Here is a 15,495-nt window from a genome sequence, read left to right as displayed (position 1 = left end):
GACGCGCCGAAATTGAGGAAACGCACATGGACGACATCACAGCAGAATCGGGCGCAGGCGCAGGCCGTCGGGCACGCGGAGAGGGTAGGGGCGCGGCAGCCCGCAGGGCATCGCGCACAGGCGGCGGCGCCGGCCCGTCGATGCCTTACATCCAGCGCAAGATCAAGGTCTACGAAGTCCTCGACGAGGAAGGCCTCGAGATCATCGAGCGCAATGCCGACACCGTGCTCGAGGAAATCGGCATCGAGTTCCGTGACGACGCCGAAGCGCTCGACATGTGGAGAAAGGCCGGCGCCGACGTCAAGGGCGAGCGCGTGCACTTCCCGAAGGGCCTTTGCCGCGAACTCCTGAAGACGGCGCCTTCGGAATTCACCTGGCATGCCCGCAACCCGGAACGCAGCGTGCGGATCGGCGGCAACGCCACCGTCTTCGCGCCGGTCTACGGTTCGCCCTTCGTCCGCGACCTCGACGGCAACCGTCGATATGCGACGCTCGAGGACTTCCGCAATTTCGTCAAGCTCGCCTACATGGCGCCTTCGGTCCATTCTTCGGGCGGCACGGTCTGCGAACCGGTCGACATCCCGGTGAACAAGCGTCACCTGGACATGGTCTACAGTCACATCAAATATTCCGACAAGCCGTTCATGGGCTCCGTCACCGCGCCGGAACGCGCCGAGGATTCGGTCGCGCTCGCCAAGATCGTCTTCGGTGACGATTTCGTCGAGAACAACACGGTGATGCTGAACCTGATCAACGCGAACTCGCCGATGGTCTTCGACGAGACCATGCTCGGTGCCGCGAAGGTCTATGCCCGCCACAACCAGGCCTGCGTTCTCTCGCCCTTCATCCTGTCGGGCGCGATGAGCCCGGTGACGGTCGCCGGCACGCTGACGCAGATCCTGGCCGAAGTTCTGGCCGGTGCGTCCTTCACCCAGCTCGTGCGCCCCGGCGCTCCGGTGCTCTTCGGCACCTTCGCCGCCTCGATCTCGATGCAGTCGGGCGCCCCGACCTTCGGCACGCCGGAGCCCGCACTCGTGTCCTACGGCGCCGCCCAGCTCGCCCGCCGTCTCGGCCTGCCGTTCCGTACCGGTGGCTCGCTCTGCGCCTCCAAGGTTCCGGATGCCCAGGCAGCCCATGAAAGCGCCAACACGCTCAACATGACCCTGCTCGCCGGCACCAACTTCGTGCTGCACGCCGCAGGCTGGCTCGAAGGCGGCCTCGCAGCTTGCTACGAGAAGTTCATGATCGACCAGGACCAGCTCGGCATGATGCAGAAGATGGCGATGGGCGTGGACCTGACCGAAGACGGCCAGGCGATGAGTGCGATCCGCGAAGTCGGCCCGGGCGCCCACTATCTCGGTTGCGCCCACACCCAGGCGAACTTCCAGACGGCCTTCTATCGTTCGGCACTGGCCGACAACAACTCCTTCGAACAGTGGGAGATCGAAGGCAAGAAGCGCATCGAGGACCGCGCCAACACGCTCTGCCGTTCTTGGCTCGACAACTACGAAGCGCCCGCCCTCGACCCGGCGATCGACGAAGCGCTGCTCGCCTACATTGCCCAGCGCAAGGACGCCATGCCGGACGCCTTCTCCTGAAGGCATCCCGGTCCCGCCAGGGAGCAAGGCGGAGCGGACCAGGTGGCGGACATGATCCAGGAGTCGGTCTGGCGACCGCATTACAAATACGAGGGGCCGCGATGAGCGGCCCTTTGCAAGTCGCGCACTGGCTTGAAGCCGAACTGGAACGGCACGGACTGCATCTGCGCGGTGTCGTCGATTTCGTCGACGGCGATGGCGGGCCGAGGCTTGCCGACGGAGGCATGGCCCGACAGGTCCTGCTGATCGGCAATATCGGCGGCTCGCTCTGGGAGCCTTTCCGCGCATGGCGGTCGAAGCAGGCAGACGGGGGCGGCGAACATCCGCTGGACGCCTGGTCGAAAGAGGTGATCGGCGCCGTTGCCGGCACGTGCGGGGCGACGGCCTATTTTCCGTCCGATCCGCCCTACCAGCCCTTCCAGACCTGGGCGATGAAGGCGGAGGGCTTGCGCGCCTCACCGCTCGGAATTCTGATCCATCCGCAATATGGCCTCTGGCACGGCTACCGCGGCGCGCTCGGGTTGCCAGAGCCGCTGCCGTTCAATCGAACAGCGCGAGCGGCGTCTCACCCATGTGAAACCTGTACCGAAAAACCCTGTCTGAAAACCTGTCCCGCCGGAGCCGTGACGGCGGAGACATTCGAAGTGGTGACCTGTCGCCGCCATCTGGCGACGACCGAGGGGCGGGACGGCTGCAGGGCGAAGGGATGCCTTGCCCGTGCCGCCTGTCCCGTCGGCTCGTTCTTTCGCTATCCGGAAGACCAGTTGCGCTTCCACATGGAAGCCCTCGGCCTTCCGCCCGGATAGCGACGTTCAGGCCGCCTTGGCGACGGGCGCCTTGCGTGTGGCAGTCGTACGGACCGTCTTCTGCGGCATCAGCGCGACGATCTCGTCGGCGAGGCGCGCGGCATTTTCCAGAGCCTTCGACAGATTGGAAACTTCGGCCGGGTTCATCGACTGCAGGAGGCCGCCCTTGTCGAAAACGTCGCGATAGGCGGCGCGCTCGGCAATGGCCGTCGACAGGGTCGAAATGCCGCGAGCGGCGAGGAAGTCCTTCGCGGCCTGCAGGGCACGCGTGGTGACGGCGGCGTTGACGCGGGTGAGCACGATCGAGTGCGGGATGCGCACGTCGCACTTGTCGGCCAGTTCCTTCAGCAGTTCGAGCACTTCGGCGCCGCCATGGGCGTCCATGGCGCAGCCCTGGACTGGGATCATCACATGATCGGCAAGGCCGACGGCCTTGGCGAGCAGCGCATCATGGCTCGACGGGAGATCGACCAGGATGTAGCCGCCGCGCTTCTTGGCCTTGGCGGTCGCGGTTTCGATCGTCTCCTCGTTGACCGCGACGACGGAAATCAGGCTGCCCGCGCCGGCAATCGCGTGCCAGCGGCTGATCCAGCCGCGCGGGTCGGCATCGAGGATGGTGACGCGGTTGCCGCGACGGGAAAGCTCGCCGGCGAGGATAAGGGCTGCCGTCGTCTTGCCGGCACCGCCCTTGGTATTTGCAAACGTAATTACTGGCATAGCATGTCCTTCATGAAAAAAAGGTCTTGAGCCAAGTCATCGCTCTGCAGATGAAAGCGGCGAAGCATGCCGCGTGAGATGCATCCTTTGCAGTCGTGGTTAACGAGCGGTAAACAAGATGTGCGAGCGTTAATAAATCGGCGTCCAAATCCGGTAGTTTAGCAAAGGTCGGTGATGCCGGCCGTCTTCGTGACACCCATCACAGCGATGCCTCCATGCCCCTGCTTCCCTTGCTAATTTCTTTGATTTTCAGTGTCCTGCCACTGTCCTGGGCCGTTGCGGCCGAGGCTTGCAGGGACGAGGTCGTGGACGGTGCTCGTTACGCGATCTGCAGTTTCGAGCCCGGTCCGGCGTTAAGAATCTATCATTCCGATTCGGACGGAAAGCCTTTCGGCGGCTTCGATTCGCTCGCCCGGCAGCTCTGGAAAGAGCACCACACGCTGACCTTCGCGATGAACGGCGGCATGTATCATGACGACCTGTCGCCCGTTGGGCTTCACATCGAATACGGGCGCGAGCAGGCACCGGTGAGCACGAAAGCCGGCTGGGGAAACTTCCACCTGCTGCCGAATGGGGTGTTCTACGTGAAGGACGGCCGCGCAGCGGTCGCCGAGACCACTCGCTACCTGAAACGCAATCCCGCGCCGGACTTCGCGACGCAATCAGGGCCGATGCTCGTCATCGACGGCAAACTGCACCCGAAATTCCTACCCGACAGCGACAGCCTGAAGATCCGCAACGGGGTCGGCGTCGATGCAGAGGGCAGGGTGCATCTGGTCATCAGCCGGGATTGGGTGAACTTTCACCAGTTCGCCCGGCTATTCCGCGACCGGCTGGGATGCGCCAACGCGCTTTATCTGGATGGCACCATTTCCGGCATGTTTGCCCCGGAACTCGGCCGCAACGACCGCTGGATGCCGCTCGGACCGATCATTGCGGTGATCGGCACTCGACCGTGACCCACCCTCAGACGGCCGCCTTCGGATAGGCGCGGTCGAGACCACCGGAACGGGCGAGGCCGGCGCGGAAGGCCACATAGGCGGGATGCTGGCTTGAGCGGGCGGATTCCATCAGCCGGATCTGCAGACGCGACGGCGCCGTACCGCCGAGCCACTCGCCGCAGCGTTCGAGCTTCAACGAGTTGAGGAACCGCGCCTCCGATGCCCGGTCGAGGTAAAGGTGCAGGCCTTCGAGCAGCGCGTCGTCCTGCATCGGATTTTCGAACATCAGCGAGAAGAAGCTCTGCTCGGCGGGACCGAGAGCGGAGAGATTGTCGGCGACGGTATTCCGATCGGGAAATTGGGTCTGTGGCGCGGCCATGCTTTGATGCTCCCGTAGGCTTGAGCCACGGCAACGGGCCGCAGCGTTACTCAAAGCCGAAAAAGCAGGACAAGATTGCCTGAGCCTTGCCGTCTGGCAGAAGACCGGCGCTGCGGACAGCGCCGGCCAGTTTTGTGTATGTCAGCCGCGACGGCGCGTGCGGCGACCGCCTTCCTGGCTGCCGGATTCCGAAGCCGTCTTGTTGCGCAGCGGGCCGATGCGCTCGACGATCGTCTCGATGGTCGGGCGCGGGCCGGGCGTATAGCCGTCGATCGCCGAGCGCATCGCGGCGAGGTGGCCGCAGGACGTGCCGCAGCAGCCGCCGATGATCTTGGCGCCCGCATCGCGCGCTAGCCGGGCATAGTCGGCCATCAGCGGCGGTGTGCCCGAATAGTAGATTTCCGAGCCGCGGAATTCCGGGATGCCGCAATTGCCCTTGACGATGACCGTGGCGGCCGGATCGGCAGCGGTCATGTCGAGCAGGCTCGCCAGAATGTCGGAAGCCCCGACGCCACAATTGGCGCCGACGGCGAGTGGGCCGTCGCCGATGTCCTTCGCGACACCGTGAATGTCCTTGGGGTCGAGACCCATCATCGTCTTGCCGGCGGTGTCGAAGGAGCCGGTATAGGTATAGGGCATGCCGACCTTGACAGCGGCTTCAGCCGCAGCGCGGATCTCCTCCGGCGACGACATGGTCTCGATCCAGGCAACGTCGGCGCCGCCAGCCTTGAGGCCTTCCATCTGCTCGACGAAGGCTGCAACCGCATCCTCGTAGCTCATCGCGCCGAGCGGCAGGAGAAGCTCGCCGGTCGGGCCGACCGAGCCGCCGACGATCACCTTGCGCGGCGCCTTGTCGGCGACGGCACGGGCGATCTCGGCCGCCTTCTTGTTGAGCGCGAAGACCCGGTCCTGCGCCTGGTGCAGCTTCAGGCGGTGGCGGGTGCCGCCGAACGAGTTGGTGAGGATGATGTCGGCGCCGGCATCGACGAAGTCCTGGTGGAGCTTGGTGATCTTTTCCGGCTGGCTCTCGTTCCAGAGCTCCGGCGCCTCGCCGGCCTCCAGCCCGACGGCAAAGAGATTGGTGCCGGTTGCGCCGTCGGCGAGCAGCACGCCCTTTTCGGCCAGGAGTTGGGAAAGCGGATTGGATGCAGTCGCCATGGTTCTTTCCTCGAATGATCTTCGAAGAGGGATATAAAGAATTCTTTATATGACTGCAACGGTTAAACACGACCATCGGCGCCGCTCACACGCGTCGCCGATGGATAGATATGGGGGAAGGGCGGGGCGTCAGGCCGCCGCCACCGCCTCCTCATGGCTGGCGGGCGTCACCATGGCCGCGATGATCGTGGCGATGTCGACCCGTCCAACCGGCCGTCCTGCATCGTCCACGGCATGCGCCACCGTCTGGCGGGCTTCGGTCATCAGGCGTGCGGCCTGTTCCAGCACACAGTCGGCCGGCAGCGCCATGCCTTCAGGGGCTCCGCCAATCGGCTTCATGATCGTGGCCACGCGGATCACGCGGCCGCGATTGACCTCCTTGACGAAGGCGGAGATGTAGTCGTCGGCGGGCGACAGCACGATCTCCTGGCCCGTGCCCTGCTGGATGACTTCGCCGTCCCGCAGGATCGCGATCTTGTCGCCGAGCCTCAACGCCTCGTCGAGGTCGTGGGTGATGAACACGACGGTCTTCTTCAGTTCCTGCTGCAGTTCCAGCAACACCGACTGCATGTCGACGCGGATCAGCGGATCGAGCGCCGAATAGGCCTCGTCCATCAGCAGGATGTCGGCGTCGTTGGTGAGTGCACGGGCAAGCCCGACGCGCTGCTGCATGCCGCCCGACAACTGGTTCGGATAGTGCCGTTCGAACCCGGAAAGGCCGACGCGGTCGATCCAGTAGCGGCCCTTCTTGTCGCTCTCGGCACGGTCCACTCCCTGGATGTCGAGGCCGTAGACCGTGTTCTCCAGCACCGTGCGATGCGGCAGCAGCGCGAACTTCTGGAACACCATCGCCGTCTTGTGGCGGCGGAATTCCCGCAGTTCATCAGAAGACATGCGGCAGACATCGACGCCGTCGTAGAGCACCTGGCCGGCGGTCGGCTCGATCAGCCGGTTGATGTGGCGGATCAGTGTCGACTTGCCGGAACCCGACAGGCCCATGACCACGGTGATGCCGCCGGCCGGCATCGAGATATTGATGTTCTTGAGGCCGAGGACATGGCCATACTTGCCGTTGAGTTCCGACTTCGAAATGCCGCCCTTGACGGCGTCGATGAAGTCTTCGCCCCGCGGGCCGAATATCTTGTAGAGTTCCTTGATCTCGATCCCGTGACTAGCCATGGATCACCTCCGTATGCTTCTGAAGTCGCTTGCCGTAGGCCTGGCTGGTCCGGTCGAAGATGATCGCGATCGCCACGAGTGCGAAGCCGTTCAGGAACCCGATGGTGAAGAACTGATTGGTAATCGCCTGCAGCACGTTCTTGCCAAGACCGCCGACGCCGATCATCGAGGCGACGACCACCATGGCGAGCGACATCATGATCGTCTGGTTGATGCCCGCCATGATGGTGGGCAACGCGAGCGGGATCTGCACGTTGACGAGTTTCTGCCGCGGTGAGGACCCGAAGGCATCGGCCGCTTCGAGCACTTCGCGGTCGACCAGCCGGATGCCGAGATTGGTGAGGCGGATCATCGGCGGTACGGCATAGATGACGACGGCGATCAGGCCCGGCACCTTGCCGATGCCGAAGATCATCACGACAGGGATCAGATAGACGAAGCTGGGCATGGTCTGCATGACGTCGAGCGCCGGATTAACTGTCGCCTGGACCCGGTCCGACCGGGCCATCAGGATGCCGATCGGAATGCCGATGACGATGGAGATGAGCGTGCAGACGGTGACCATGGCAAGCGTCACCATGGTGTCTTCCCAGAGCCCGACCGCACCGATCAACGCCATCGAGACGGCCGTGCCGATCGTGATGCGCATGTTGCGGCTGGCGAAATAGACGATCGCCGTCAGGACGATCAGGAAGAGGATCCAGGGCGTGTCGACGAAAAGGTCCTGCAGCCAGTTGAGGAACCATTGCAGCGGCTGGAGCGCGGTGTCCAGAATGTCGCCATAACTGCGCACGAAGGCCTTGAAGCCAGCGTCCACCGTCTTCTTGAAATCGCGCATGAGATTCTCGTCTATCGACGGAAACTCGCACAGCAATTGCGGCAGGTAACCGCAAATGACAGAAGCCATCTCTATCCCCTTTGTTGAGCCTTCTTCCGGCGCCGGCTTCACTTGAACGGGAGCCTTGCTCGCCGGAGGCATGTCTTGCCTGTCCGTCGGAAAAAAGAAGGCGGCGGGCACCAGCCCGCCGCCGTCCGGGGATCAGAGGCCTGCCTTGACCTTTTCGGCCACTTCCGGCGAGACCCAGGTGGTCCACATGTCGGCATAGTCCTTCAGGAAGTGCTCGGCGGCATCTTCGTTGGTGCCCTGGTTCTCGTCCATCCAGGCGAGAACCTTGCCGACCGTCTGGTTGTCCCACTTGCGGGTCTTCAGATAGTCCATGGCGACCGCGTTGTTTTCCGAGAACTTCTTGGTGACGACGGTGAAGACGTCGGAGACCGGATAGGAGTTGACCTTCGGATCTGCGCAGTCCGGAACGGCCGTGCACTTGTCCCACTCGGCCTTGTCATGCTCCACGCCGAAGGACAGCTTGACCATCTCGTACTTGCCGAGGATGGCGGTCGGTGCCCAGTAGTAGCCGAGCCAGCCGGTCTTCTTTTCGAAGGCGTTGGCGATCGAGCCGTCGAGGCCTGCGGCCGAACCGGTGTCGATCAGTTCGAAGCCCTTTTCCTTGGCGCCGAGCGCCTTGTAGAGGTTGGCGGTCGAGATCTGGCAGTTCCAGCCCGACGGGCAGTTGGTGACGGCCGCCTTGGACGGATCTTCCGGAGCCGGGAACAGTTCCGGATGGGAAAGGGCGTCCTGCACCGTCTTGATGTCCGGATGCGCGTCGGAGAGGAACTTGGGAATCCACCAGCCTTCGACGCCGCCGTCGCTGAGCAGCGGCGCGAGCTGGATCAGGCGGCCTTCGCCGATGGCGGCGTCGAGCGGCGTGCGCACGGCGTTGACCCACAGTTCGGGCGCGATGTCCGGCTCGCCCTTCTCGTTCATCGAGGTGAAGGTCGGCATGGTGTCGCCGGTGACCAGTGTCACCTTGCAGCCGTAGCCGCTTTCGAGAATGATCTTGTCGACATAGGCGGCGACGCCGGCCGATGCCCAGTTCATTTCGGCAATCGAAACGTCACCGCAATCGGCGGCCTGGGCGGAGCCGGCGACGGCGTAAAGGCCGGCGGCGAGGATGGTGGATGCGAGAAGCTTCTTCATGTCTTTAAGACCTCCCAGTCTTAATTTGGCAGCGTTCTGAAATGGGCACGGCCGGGTTACTGCTGATCCCTGCCGCACCTATGGCGAAATTCGCTGGTTGCTCGTCGCATGCCCTTGCTCCGACTGAGCTTCCAAATGTCGATCGACGCTTGTCATTGAAGCAGCAAATCCCTGTGCGCCGCTCGCCCCTTATCGTGCCGATCGAAAATCAGCCTAAGGGTTCCGGCGGAGAAATCAACCTCCGGAACAGGGTCGGGCGTCGCGGGGAAGCGGTCGCAACCCTTTGTAACGCCTCATTTTGCTGCATTCGGACCGTGAATGGACCGGGCCGGCGCCCAAAGCGTGGGCGTTTGCTCTGGTGAGAACGAGCCGGTCGGAAATTACCACTCCCGTACGAGACAAGTGCTGTCCCGTCCGCGCCATTCGGAGCGGTTCGCAACAGCGAAGTCACAATCTCGGATTTCGATGAATTTTTTTTGACGGGGAGAGCCGGAATAACACTCCGGTAAGAACTGGCGGGCTAGAAAAGCCCCAACGGCGCGTAACTGCCGTCAGCGTTCCCGGGTTTGGTATTGCGTACCGGGGCGCTGTGTTTTTCGCCCGAATGGGCAATCCATCCAGAACGGTCGACGGCGGTCGGCGAGCCGCATCGGGCTCGCCACGAAAGGTCCGGCCTTATTCGCCGATGCGGCGCAGGCGCTCCAGCACGGTGCTGCCGCGGCGAGGCATGAGCACTTCCCAGCGAGCAGTGGTTTCGGTTTTCGGCGCATTGCCGTTCCAGGCGATGTCGAGCCTATTGTGATTGCGAAGAATATACAGCATGGATTTGGCCTTCTGATCCCGGACACCCGTTTGCGCCGGTCGTTCGGCGGTTGAAATAGACCCGGCCGCGGTCCGCTGCAATGGGGCAAGTCGTCACGTTGTGTCGCAAATGGACAAATAGTGCGAGGCGTTGCCGGGCAGGCTTGCGCAGGCGCCGGTTTGTGGCGAAAAAGGGGCGAAATTCGCGCGCTTGCAACGGTTTGACGCAGGTGAATTTGGAGCGGGAACGACAATGACGAAAGCCGTGATGCTGCAGGGGACGGGCTCCGATGTCGGAAAGACGATACTCGTTGCGGGCCTTTGTCGGCTGGCGGCCAATCGTGGCCTGAGCGTCCGGCCCTTCAAGCCGCAAAACATGTCGAACAATGCCGCGGTGGCGGATGACGGTGGCGAGATCGGCCGGGCGCAATGGCTCCAGTCGCTGGCCTGTCGGGTTCCGTCGTCCGTTCACATGAACCCGGTGCTCCTGAAGCCCCAATCCGAGACGGGCAGCCAGATCATTCTGCAGGGCAAGGTCTTCGGACAGGCGAAGGGGCGGGACTACCAGAAGCTCAAGCCCGAATTGCTGTCCGCGGTCCTGGAAAGTTTTGAGACGGTCGGGAAGGGGGCTGATCTCGTCATCGTCGAAGGGGCCGGATCGCCGGCGGAAATCAACCTGAGGCCAGGTGACATCGCCAACATGGGTTTCGCCACGCATGCCGGCGTACCGGTCGTGCTGGTCGGCGACATCGACCGGGGCGGCGTGATCGCTTCGCTGGTCGGCACCCATACGATCCTTCCCGAGGAGGACCGCCGGCAGATCGTGGGTTACATCATCAACAAGTTCCGCGGCGATGTCAGTTTGTTCAATGACGGGATTGACGCAATCGGCGCCTTTACCGGCTGGCCGTGCTTCGGCGTCGTGCCGTGGTTGAAGGCGGCCGGACGACTGCCGGCGGAAGATTCCGTCGTACTCGAACGGCTGGCGAGCGGCGGAACGGGGGCCTTGAAGGTCGCGGTGCCCGTCCTGTCGCGGATCGCCAACTTCGACGATTTCGATCCGCTCGCCGCCGAGCCGCAGGTGGAGCTCGTCTATGTGCGTGCCGGAGAGCGTTTGCCCCCAGACGCGGGCCTGGTGATCCTGCCCGGATCCAAGTCGACGATCGGCGATCTGCAGGATTTGCGCGCCAATGGCTGGGATTCGGACATTTCCACCCATGTGCGCCGCGGCGGACGGGTGATCGGCATCTGCGGCGGCTACCAGATGCTCGGCCGGACCGTTTCCGATCCGCTCGGGCTGGAGGGTGAGAGCCGCAGCGTGCCCGGCCTGGGCCTGCTCGAGGTGGATACCGTGATGGCTCCGGAAAAGACGGTGCGCAACAGCGTGGCGCGTTCCCTCGAATATGACGCCGGGCTTTCCGGCTACGAGATCCATCTTGGCCTGACGAGCGGACCTGACTGCGACAGGGCACCGGTGACGATCGACGGTAGGCCGGACGGCGCCCGATCGCTGGACGGCAAGGTGATGGGCACCTATCTGCACGGGCTTTTCACCAGCGACGCCTATCGCGGGCGACTGCTCGAAAGCTTCGGGATCGAGGGAGGGGGAGGCGACTATCGCCGGAGTGTCGAGGATGCCCTCGACGAGGTGGCGGCGGAGCTGGAGAAACGCCTGTCGGCGGATTGGCTGAAGGAGCTGTTGGGCTAGGGCGACATGAAGGGACGCGCCAACTGCACGGCAGGCGCGATCTGGCGAAATCCTACTTCTGCGTCGCGACGTCGACCGGAGACGCCATCAGTTCGTTCTGGCCAAGCGAATTGTCGTTATACTTGAAGGCCAGGATGCTGAGCACCGAAGCGATGATGAGAATAAATATGGCGCGCATTGCTTTCTTGCTCCCGAAGCTCGCTGCTAGAACGAGATTACGGCAAAACTGGTTCCGCTTCGCCTAAATCATTCGGTAAAATCTGAACGGATCCCGTTTTATTTCACCGGGAACTGTCATCTTCAAGACGTATCGAGGTCTCTCGAAGAACAAAATCCGCCGTTTGTTGCATGATCGCTATAGCAGATGGTATTTCGATGCGCTGGCCGCAATAGGCGGCGGCAAAAGAAAGCTCCGTGCCGCCGGGGGAGTGGAGGGCGCGACGTCGGTCCCGCCCCTGACGCGGAAGCCGCACGCTGCCCGACACGGTGCGCGACCCTCGCGTATCAGCCGGAAATGGGACGGGCACCTGTCATCGGCAGAGGCGTTATCGGAGCGAACGAACCGGTTCCGACGCTTTCCGTTCCGCGACCGCTGAGGAAGAGGACCGAGAGCCCGATAGTGCGGGCGAAGGTGAGACCGCGTTCCTGGCCAAGAACCATCATCGCCGTCGCCCATGCATCGGCCGTCATGCAGTCGCCGGCAAGGACTGTCACCGAGGCCGGCGACGCGGCAAGCGGCATGCCGCGGCGCGGGTCCATCGTATGGCCGAGGCGACGGGTGCCGACCTGGACCCCGTGGCGGTAGTCTCCCGAGGTTGCGACCGCGGTGTCGCTGAGTTCGAGGATGGAGTGTGGCGCCCGGCGGTCCGGTTCCGGCGCTTCCACCGCGACCGTCCAGGCGGTGCCGTCCGGCTGGCTGCCGAGCGCGCGCAATTCCCCGTCGATCGCCAGGAGGGCATCGTTGACGCCGAAGGACCTGGCGACGTGGGCAAGACGATCGACGCCATATCCCTTGGCAATGCCGCTCAGGTCGAAAACCATCGGTTGGTTCTTGCGGGCGCGGCCGCCGGCGCGGTCGAGTTCGAGGCACTCGTGGGCCGGCCGCCGCGGCTTTGCACGTGCGGCACGGATGCGATCTTCGTCGGCCTGATCCGCGCCGAAGCCCCAGGCGGTGACGGCATCGCCCATGCCGATGTCGAAGGCGCCGCCGGTTGCCCGCCCGACGTCCAGTCCGGCGGACAGCACCTCCATCAGCGGTGCCGGCAGTAAAACCCATTCGCCGGGGCCGGCTGCGCTCAGGCGGTTGAGGTCACTGTCCGGCTTCCACGTCGACATCTGGGCGTCGACTTCGGCGACGGCTGCCGCCATGGCGGCCCTTACCGGTTCGGGATCGAACGCGGGCGATGCATGGAAGAGGGCGGACCAGCGGGTGCCCATGGTCGGGCCGCTCAGCGTGTGGCGGACGAGGTCAGTAAACGTCTTCGGCATAGCGTCCCTCCGCCTTCAGGGTGGCAAGGTTGGGGCCTTGTCCAGCCAGGATGTCGGTTAGTGCCGCGGCGACACCTGCGGCCATGTCGCGCCCGCCGCACACCATGATCTGTGCGCCTTCCGAGACAAGGCGCGCGACGCGGGCGGCATCCCGGCGCAACACATCCTGCACATAGATCGGCGTTGGGCCACGGGAATAGGCCATGGTGACGGAGGCCAGCCGACCTTCGCTCTGCCAATTGGCCAGTTCTTCGGCATAGAGCGCGTCGCTCGACGGGTGGCGGACGCCGAAGAAGAGGTGCATCGGCCGGGCGGCCCGGTTGTTTCGCGCAAAGCCGGCCAGCGGCCCGATCCCCGTCCCGGCACCGATCAACAGAACTGGGCTCTTGCCCCGCACCGGCCGGAAACCCGGATTCGGACGCAGGAAGGCGTGAACGCTGTCACCTGGCTCCAGCATGGCGAGCCGTGTCGAGCACAATCCGCCCGGCTGCTTGCGCACGCAGATCTCGATGAAGCCGTCGCTTCTGCCGGAGGCGAGCGAGTAGAAGCGCGGCACGGTGGAGCCTTCGGGCACGATGCCGAGGAGGTCGCCCGCCCCGAAAGCCGGGAAAGCCCGACGCGTCAGTCGCTGCCAGAGCGAGGCCGCGGGCAGGGCGAAGCGCAGGATGGCCGTCGGTGCCTGGACTTCCGCGCCGTAGTCGCGGCGGGAGATGAGACTCAGTTCGCAGGTCGAGGGTGGCTTGGGCTGATGGTTGAGCTCGAAGCTTGCCCCGAGCGCTTGGGAAAGCGTCCGGCCCCAGCGGGCGAAATCCTGCGGCGACTGGCGGTCGATGGTGTCCATCGCCAGGAACTGCTTCCAGCCCTTGGCCTCCGCTGCCCGTGCGACCTCGGCGGCAAAGCCGCAAAAAGCGGGGAAGCTGCGATCGCCGAAGCCGAGGATCGCCAATGGGGCGGCGGGCGCCTCGGGAAGAGCGGTGAGACGATCGACAAAGCCGCTTGCGGAAGCCGGTGCCTCACCCTCTCCATAGGTCGCGGCCAGCGCGAGGATGCGGCGGGCATTCGGCCACTGGTCGGGGGCAAAGGCGGACATGGGGGCGCTGTGGACCCTGGCGCCGTTCGCGGTCAGGGTTGCCTGAAGCGTATCGGCGAAACCCCATGTGCTGCCGCCCTCGCTGCCGACGAGGATGATCGTGTCGGCCTGATCGGCGGGAACGCGGCTGCTCGCCTGCTTGCGCCGGCCGGTGAGCCACAGGCGGATCCCGGTCCAGCCCATGATCGGAACGCCGAGGGCCGACAGTCCGAGAACAAGTCCGAGGATCGAGGCCCCCTGACCGGTATGAAGGAGAGTGATCACGTCGCCCGCCCGCTGCCATGCGTCCGCATCGTTCCAGGCAATCAGCGCGCCGGTTCCCTGATCGATATAGCCCTCGCCCCCGGTTGTCTTCAGCGTGAAGGCGTCGGTCTTGTCGCCGGCTACGGGGAAGGTCAGCGAGCGCAACGCGTTGACTGGGGTCTCCTGCAGGACTGCGATGGTCGCTGGCGGCTGACCGGTCCGGCCGCTCACATTGGTCGGGAAGGCGGGGGCGCCGGCACCCTCCGGAAGGAGACCGAAGGTGCCGGCCGTCATCCAGAGCGCTGTTATCGAGGAAAGGGCAAGGCCCCACACGGAAAACCGCGCGATGGCGGCGTGACGGCGCCCTTCGCCCTGACCGCGAAGTGGAGAGAACAGCCGCTTCCAGCCTCCGGCGCGGCGCGCCAGAAGCGAAAGGCCGGAAAGACAGAGCACCAGCATCGCGGCGGCGCCCGCGGCAGTCACCATGCGCCCGCTGTCGCCGAGGAAGAGCGAACGGTGCAGGTTGGTCAGCCAGCGTTGCAGGGCCGGCGTGTCGGCGCTGCCGATCATGACGCCGGTCGCGGGGTCGATGGCGGCCGCGGTGGGCTGGTCACCCTCGTAGAAATAGGCCATGATCTTGCCGGATGGCGCCCGCCGGATCTGCTCCACCGTTGGCTGCTGCGCCTGCACGCGTGTGGCAAGCTCTGCCACGTTCATGCCGGCCGAGCTCGGCGCGTTGATGGCCTCGTAGGCGGGATAGACCGAAAGGACCGTTCCGCTCAGGGCGACGGCGCAAAGAAGGATTGCGCCGATCAGCCCCGGCCAACGATGAAGCGACCGGATCATGGTTGGTACCCTTCTCTGCTTAGAGGCCGTAGGTGAAGTCGGCGATGTAGCGACTGCCCGAAACGGGCTTGCCCGCGCCGTCGGACGTCAAGGGAACGACGATTTCCGAGGGACTGTCGCGCATGTCCTCGACGGCGGCGTCGATGTGAAGTTCATAGCCGGCATCGAACAGCGCGTCGGCCAGGTCAAGCGTGATGGCGAGGCTGCGCCCGGCACCGACGCTTGCACCGGTGATCCCGCTGATGTCCGACGTATTGCCGCCAGAAGCCCGATACCAGCCGCTCAGGTGCTCGTAGTATTTGGCCTTGCCGCCTGCCATCCAGAGGCTGCCGGCATAGGCGCCGTTGGCATCCGTGACATAGTAGGCGAGATAGGCGCCGTCGCCCCCGTAGTTCTTGAGATTGGTCGTAAGCGTGACTTGCCGGGCAAACGCCATGCCCGGGAGGGTGAGCGCGGTCGTGACGGCGAGGGCTGCGAGAAGGGATTTCATTGTCTGGTTCCTT

The 15,495-nt window shown here is 64.4% G+C and carries 15 protein-coding genes; 4 read left to right on the top strand and 11 right to left on the bottom strand.

Annotated features, from left to right (window positions below; all coding sequences use genetic code 11):
- The first annotated feature begins 26 nt into the window (after nt 1–26).
- Nucleotides 27–1,598 carry a trimethylamine methyltransferase family protein gene (locus HHL25_RS05635; RefSeq protein ID WP_169588070.1) on the top strand — a complete coding sequence of 524 codons (1,572 nt, stop codon included), beginning with the start codon at nt 27–29 and terminating at the stop codon, nt 1,596–1,598.
- Nucleotides 1,599–1,699: 101 nt separating this feature from the next.
- The gene (locus HHL25_RS05630; RefSeq protein WP_169588068.1) at nt 1,700–2,404 is read left to right on the top strand and encodes a 4Fe-4S dicluster domain-containing protein; all 705 of its coding nucleotides are present in this window, start codon (nt 1,700–1,702) and stop codon (nt 2,402–2,404) included.
- A 6-nt stretch (nt 2,405–2,410) separates the two neighbouring features.
- Here HHL25_RS05630 and HHL25_RS05625 read toward each other — a convergent pair whose 3' ends face one another.
- Entirely contained in the window at nt 2,411–3,121 is a 711-nt protein-coding gene (locus tag HHL25_RS05625) for a ParA family protein (RefSeq protein WP_169588066.1), read from the bottom strand.
- A gap of 215 nt (nt 3,122–3,336) precedes the next feature.
- Between HHL25_RS05625 and HHL25_RS05620 the strand changes: the two genes are divergently transcribed.
- Complete coding sequence (locus HHL25_RS05620) at nt 3,337–4,080, top strand: phosphodiester glycosidase family protein (RefSeq protein ID WP_169588064.1); 744 nt, start codon at nt 3,337–3,339, stop codon at nt 4,078–4,080.
- Between the two features lie 7 nt (nt 4,081–4,087).
- On the opposite strand, the gene HHL25_RS05615 is transcribed toward HHL25_RS05620, so the two are convergent.
- From HHL25_RS05615 to HHL25_RS05590, 6 genes are all read right to left on the bottom strand, one after another.
- Nucleotides 4,088–4,441, bottom strand: a complete 354-nt coding sequence (locus HHL25_RS05615) for a hypothetical protein (RefSeq protein WP_169588062.1) — start codon at nt 4,439–4,441, stop codon at nt 4,088–4,090.
- A gap of 141 nt (nt 4,442–4,582) precedes the next feature.
- Nucleotides 4,583–5,599, bottom strand: a complete 1,017-nt coding sequence (gene bmt / locus HHL25_RS05610; RefSeq protein ID WP_169588060.1) for a betaine--homocysteine S-methyltransferase — start codon at nt 5,597–5,599, stop codon at nt 4,583–4,585.
- 129 nt (nt 5,600–5,728) lie between these two features.
- Nucleotides 5,729–6,778 carry a quaternary amine ABC transporter ATP-binding protein gene (locus HHL25_RS05605; protein ID WP_169588058.1) on the bottom strand — a complete coding sequence of 350 codons (1,050 nt, stop codon included), beginning with the start codon at nt 6,776–6,778 and terminating at the stop codon, nt 5,729–5,731.
- Complete coding sequence (locus HHL25_RS05600) at nt 6,771–7,685, bottom strand: ABC transporter permease (protein ID WP_169588056.1); 915 nt, start codon at nt 7,683–7,685, stop codon at nt 6,771–6,773. The genes HHL25_RS05605 and HHL25_RS05600 overlap by 8 nt, the downstream gene beginning before the upstream one ends.
- A gap of 132 nt (nt 7,686–7,817) precedes the next feature.
- The gene (locus HHL25_RS05595) at nt 7,818–8,816 is read right to left on the bottom strand and encodes an ABC transporter substrate-binding protein (RefSeq protein WP_169588054.1); all 999 of its coding nucleotides are present in this window, start codon (nt 8,814–8,816) and stop codon (nt 7,818–7,820) included.
- Nucleotides 8,817–9,491: 675 nt separating this feature from the next.
- The gene (locus tag HHL25_RS05590) at nt 9,492–9,638 is read right to left on the bottom strand and encodes a hypothetical protein (protein WP_169588052.1); all 147 of its coding nucleotides are present in this window, start codon (nt 9,636–9,638) and stop codon (nt 9,492–9,494) included.
- A 232-nt stretch (nt 9,639–9,870) separates the two neighbouring features.
- Here HHL25_RS05590 and HHL25_RS05585 point away from each other — a divergent pair, with 232 nt between their 5' ends.
- Entirely contained in the window at nt 9,871–11,325 is a 1,455-nt protein-coding gene (locus tag HHL25_RS05585; protein ID WP_169588050.1) for a cobyric acid synthase, read from the top strand.
- Nucleotides 11,326–11,377: 52 nt separating this feature from the next.
- Here HHL25_RS05585 and HHL25_RS23615 read toward each other — a convergent pair whose 3' ends face one another.
- The 4 genes from HHL25_RS23615 to HHL25_RS05570 form a co-directional block, all read right to left on the bottom strand.
- Nucleotides 11,378–11,503, bottom strand: coding sequence for a hypothetical protein (locus HHL25_RS23615; RefSeq protein ID WP_261345108.1), 126 nt, complete (start codon nt 11,501–11,503; stop codon nt 11,378–11,380).
- 326 nt (nt 11,504–11,829) lie between these two features.
- Nucleotides 11,830–12,813 carry an FAD:protein FMN transferase gene (locus HHL25_RS05580; RefSeq protein ID WP_169588048.1) on the bottom strand — a complete coding sequence of 328 codons (984 nt, stop codon included), beginning with the start codon at nt 12,811–12,813 and terminating at the stop codon, nt 11,830–11,832.
- Entirely contained in the window at nt 12,794–14,992 is a 2,199-nt protein-coding gene (locus tag HHL25_RS05575; RefSeq protein WP_169588046.1) for a PepSY domain-containing protein, read from the bottom strand. Before HHL25_RS05575 ends, HHL25_RS05580 begins: the two co-directional genes overlap by 20 nt.
- Nucleotides 14,993–15,011: 19 nt before the next feature.
- A complete protein-coding gene (locus tag HHL25_RS05570) occupies nt 15,012–15,482 on the bottom strand; it encodes a DUF2271 domain-containing protein (protein ID WP_169588044.1) in 471 nt (156 codons plus the stop codon).
- Between the last annotated feature and the right edge of the window lie 13 nt (nt 15,483–15,495).

This window comes from Rhizobium terricola (genome assembly GCF_012927355.1).
Taxonomy (GTDB): domain Bacteria; phylum Pseudomonadota; class Alphaproteobacteria; order Rhizobiales; family Rhizobiaceae; genus Allorhizobium; species Allorhizobium terricola.
The sequence above is the reverse complement of the archived record's forward strand: the minus strand, read 5'-3'. Positions and strand labels throughout refer to the sequence as shown.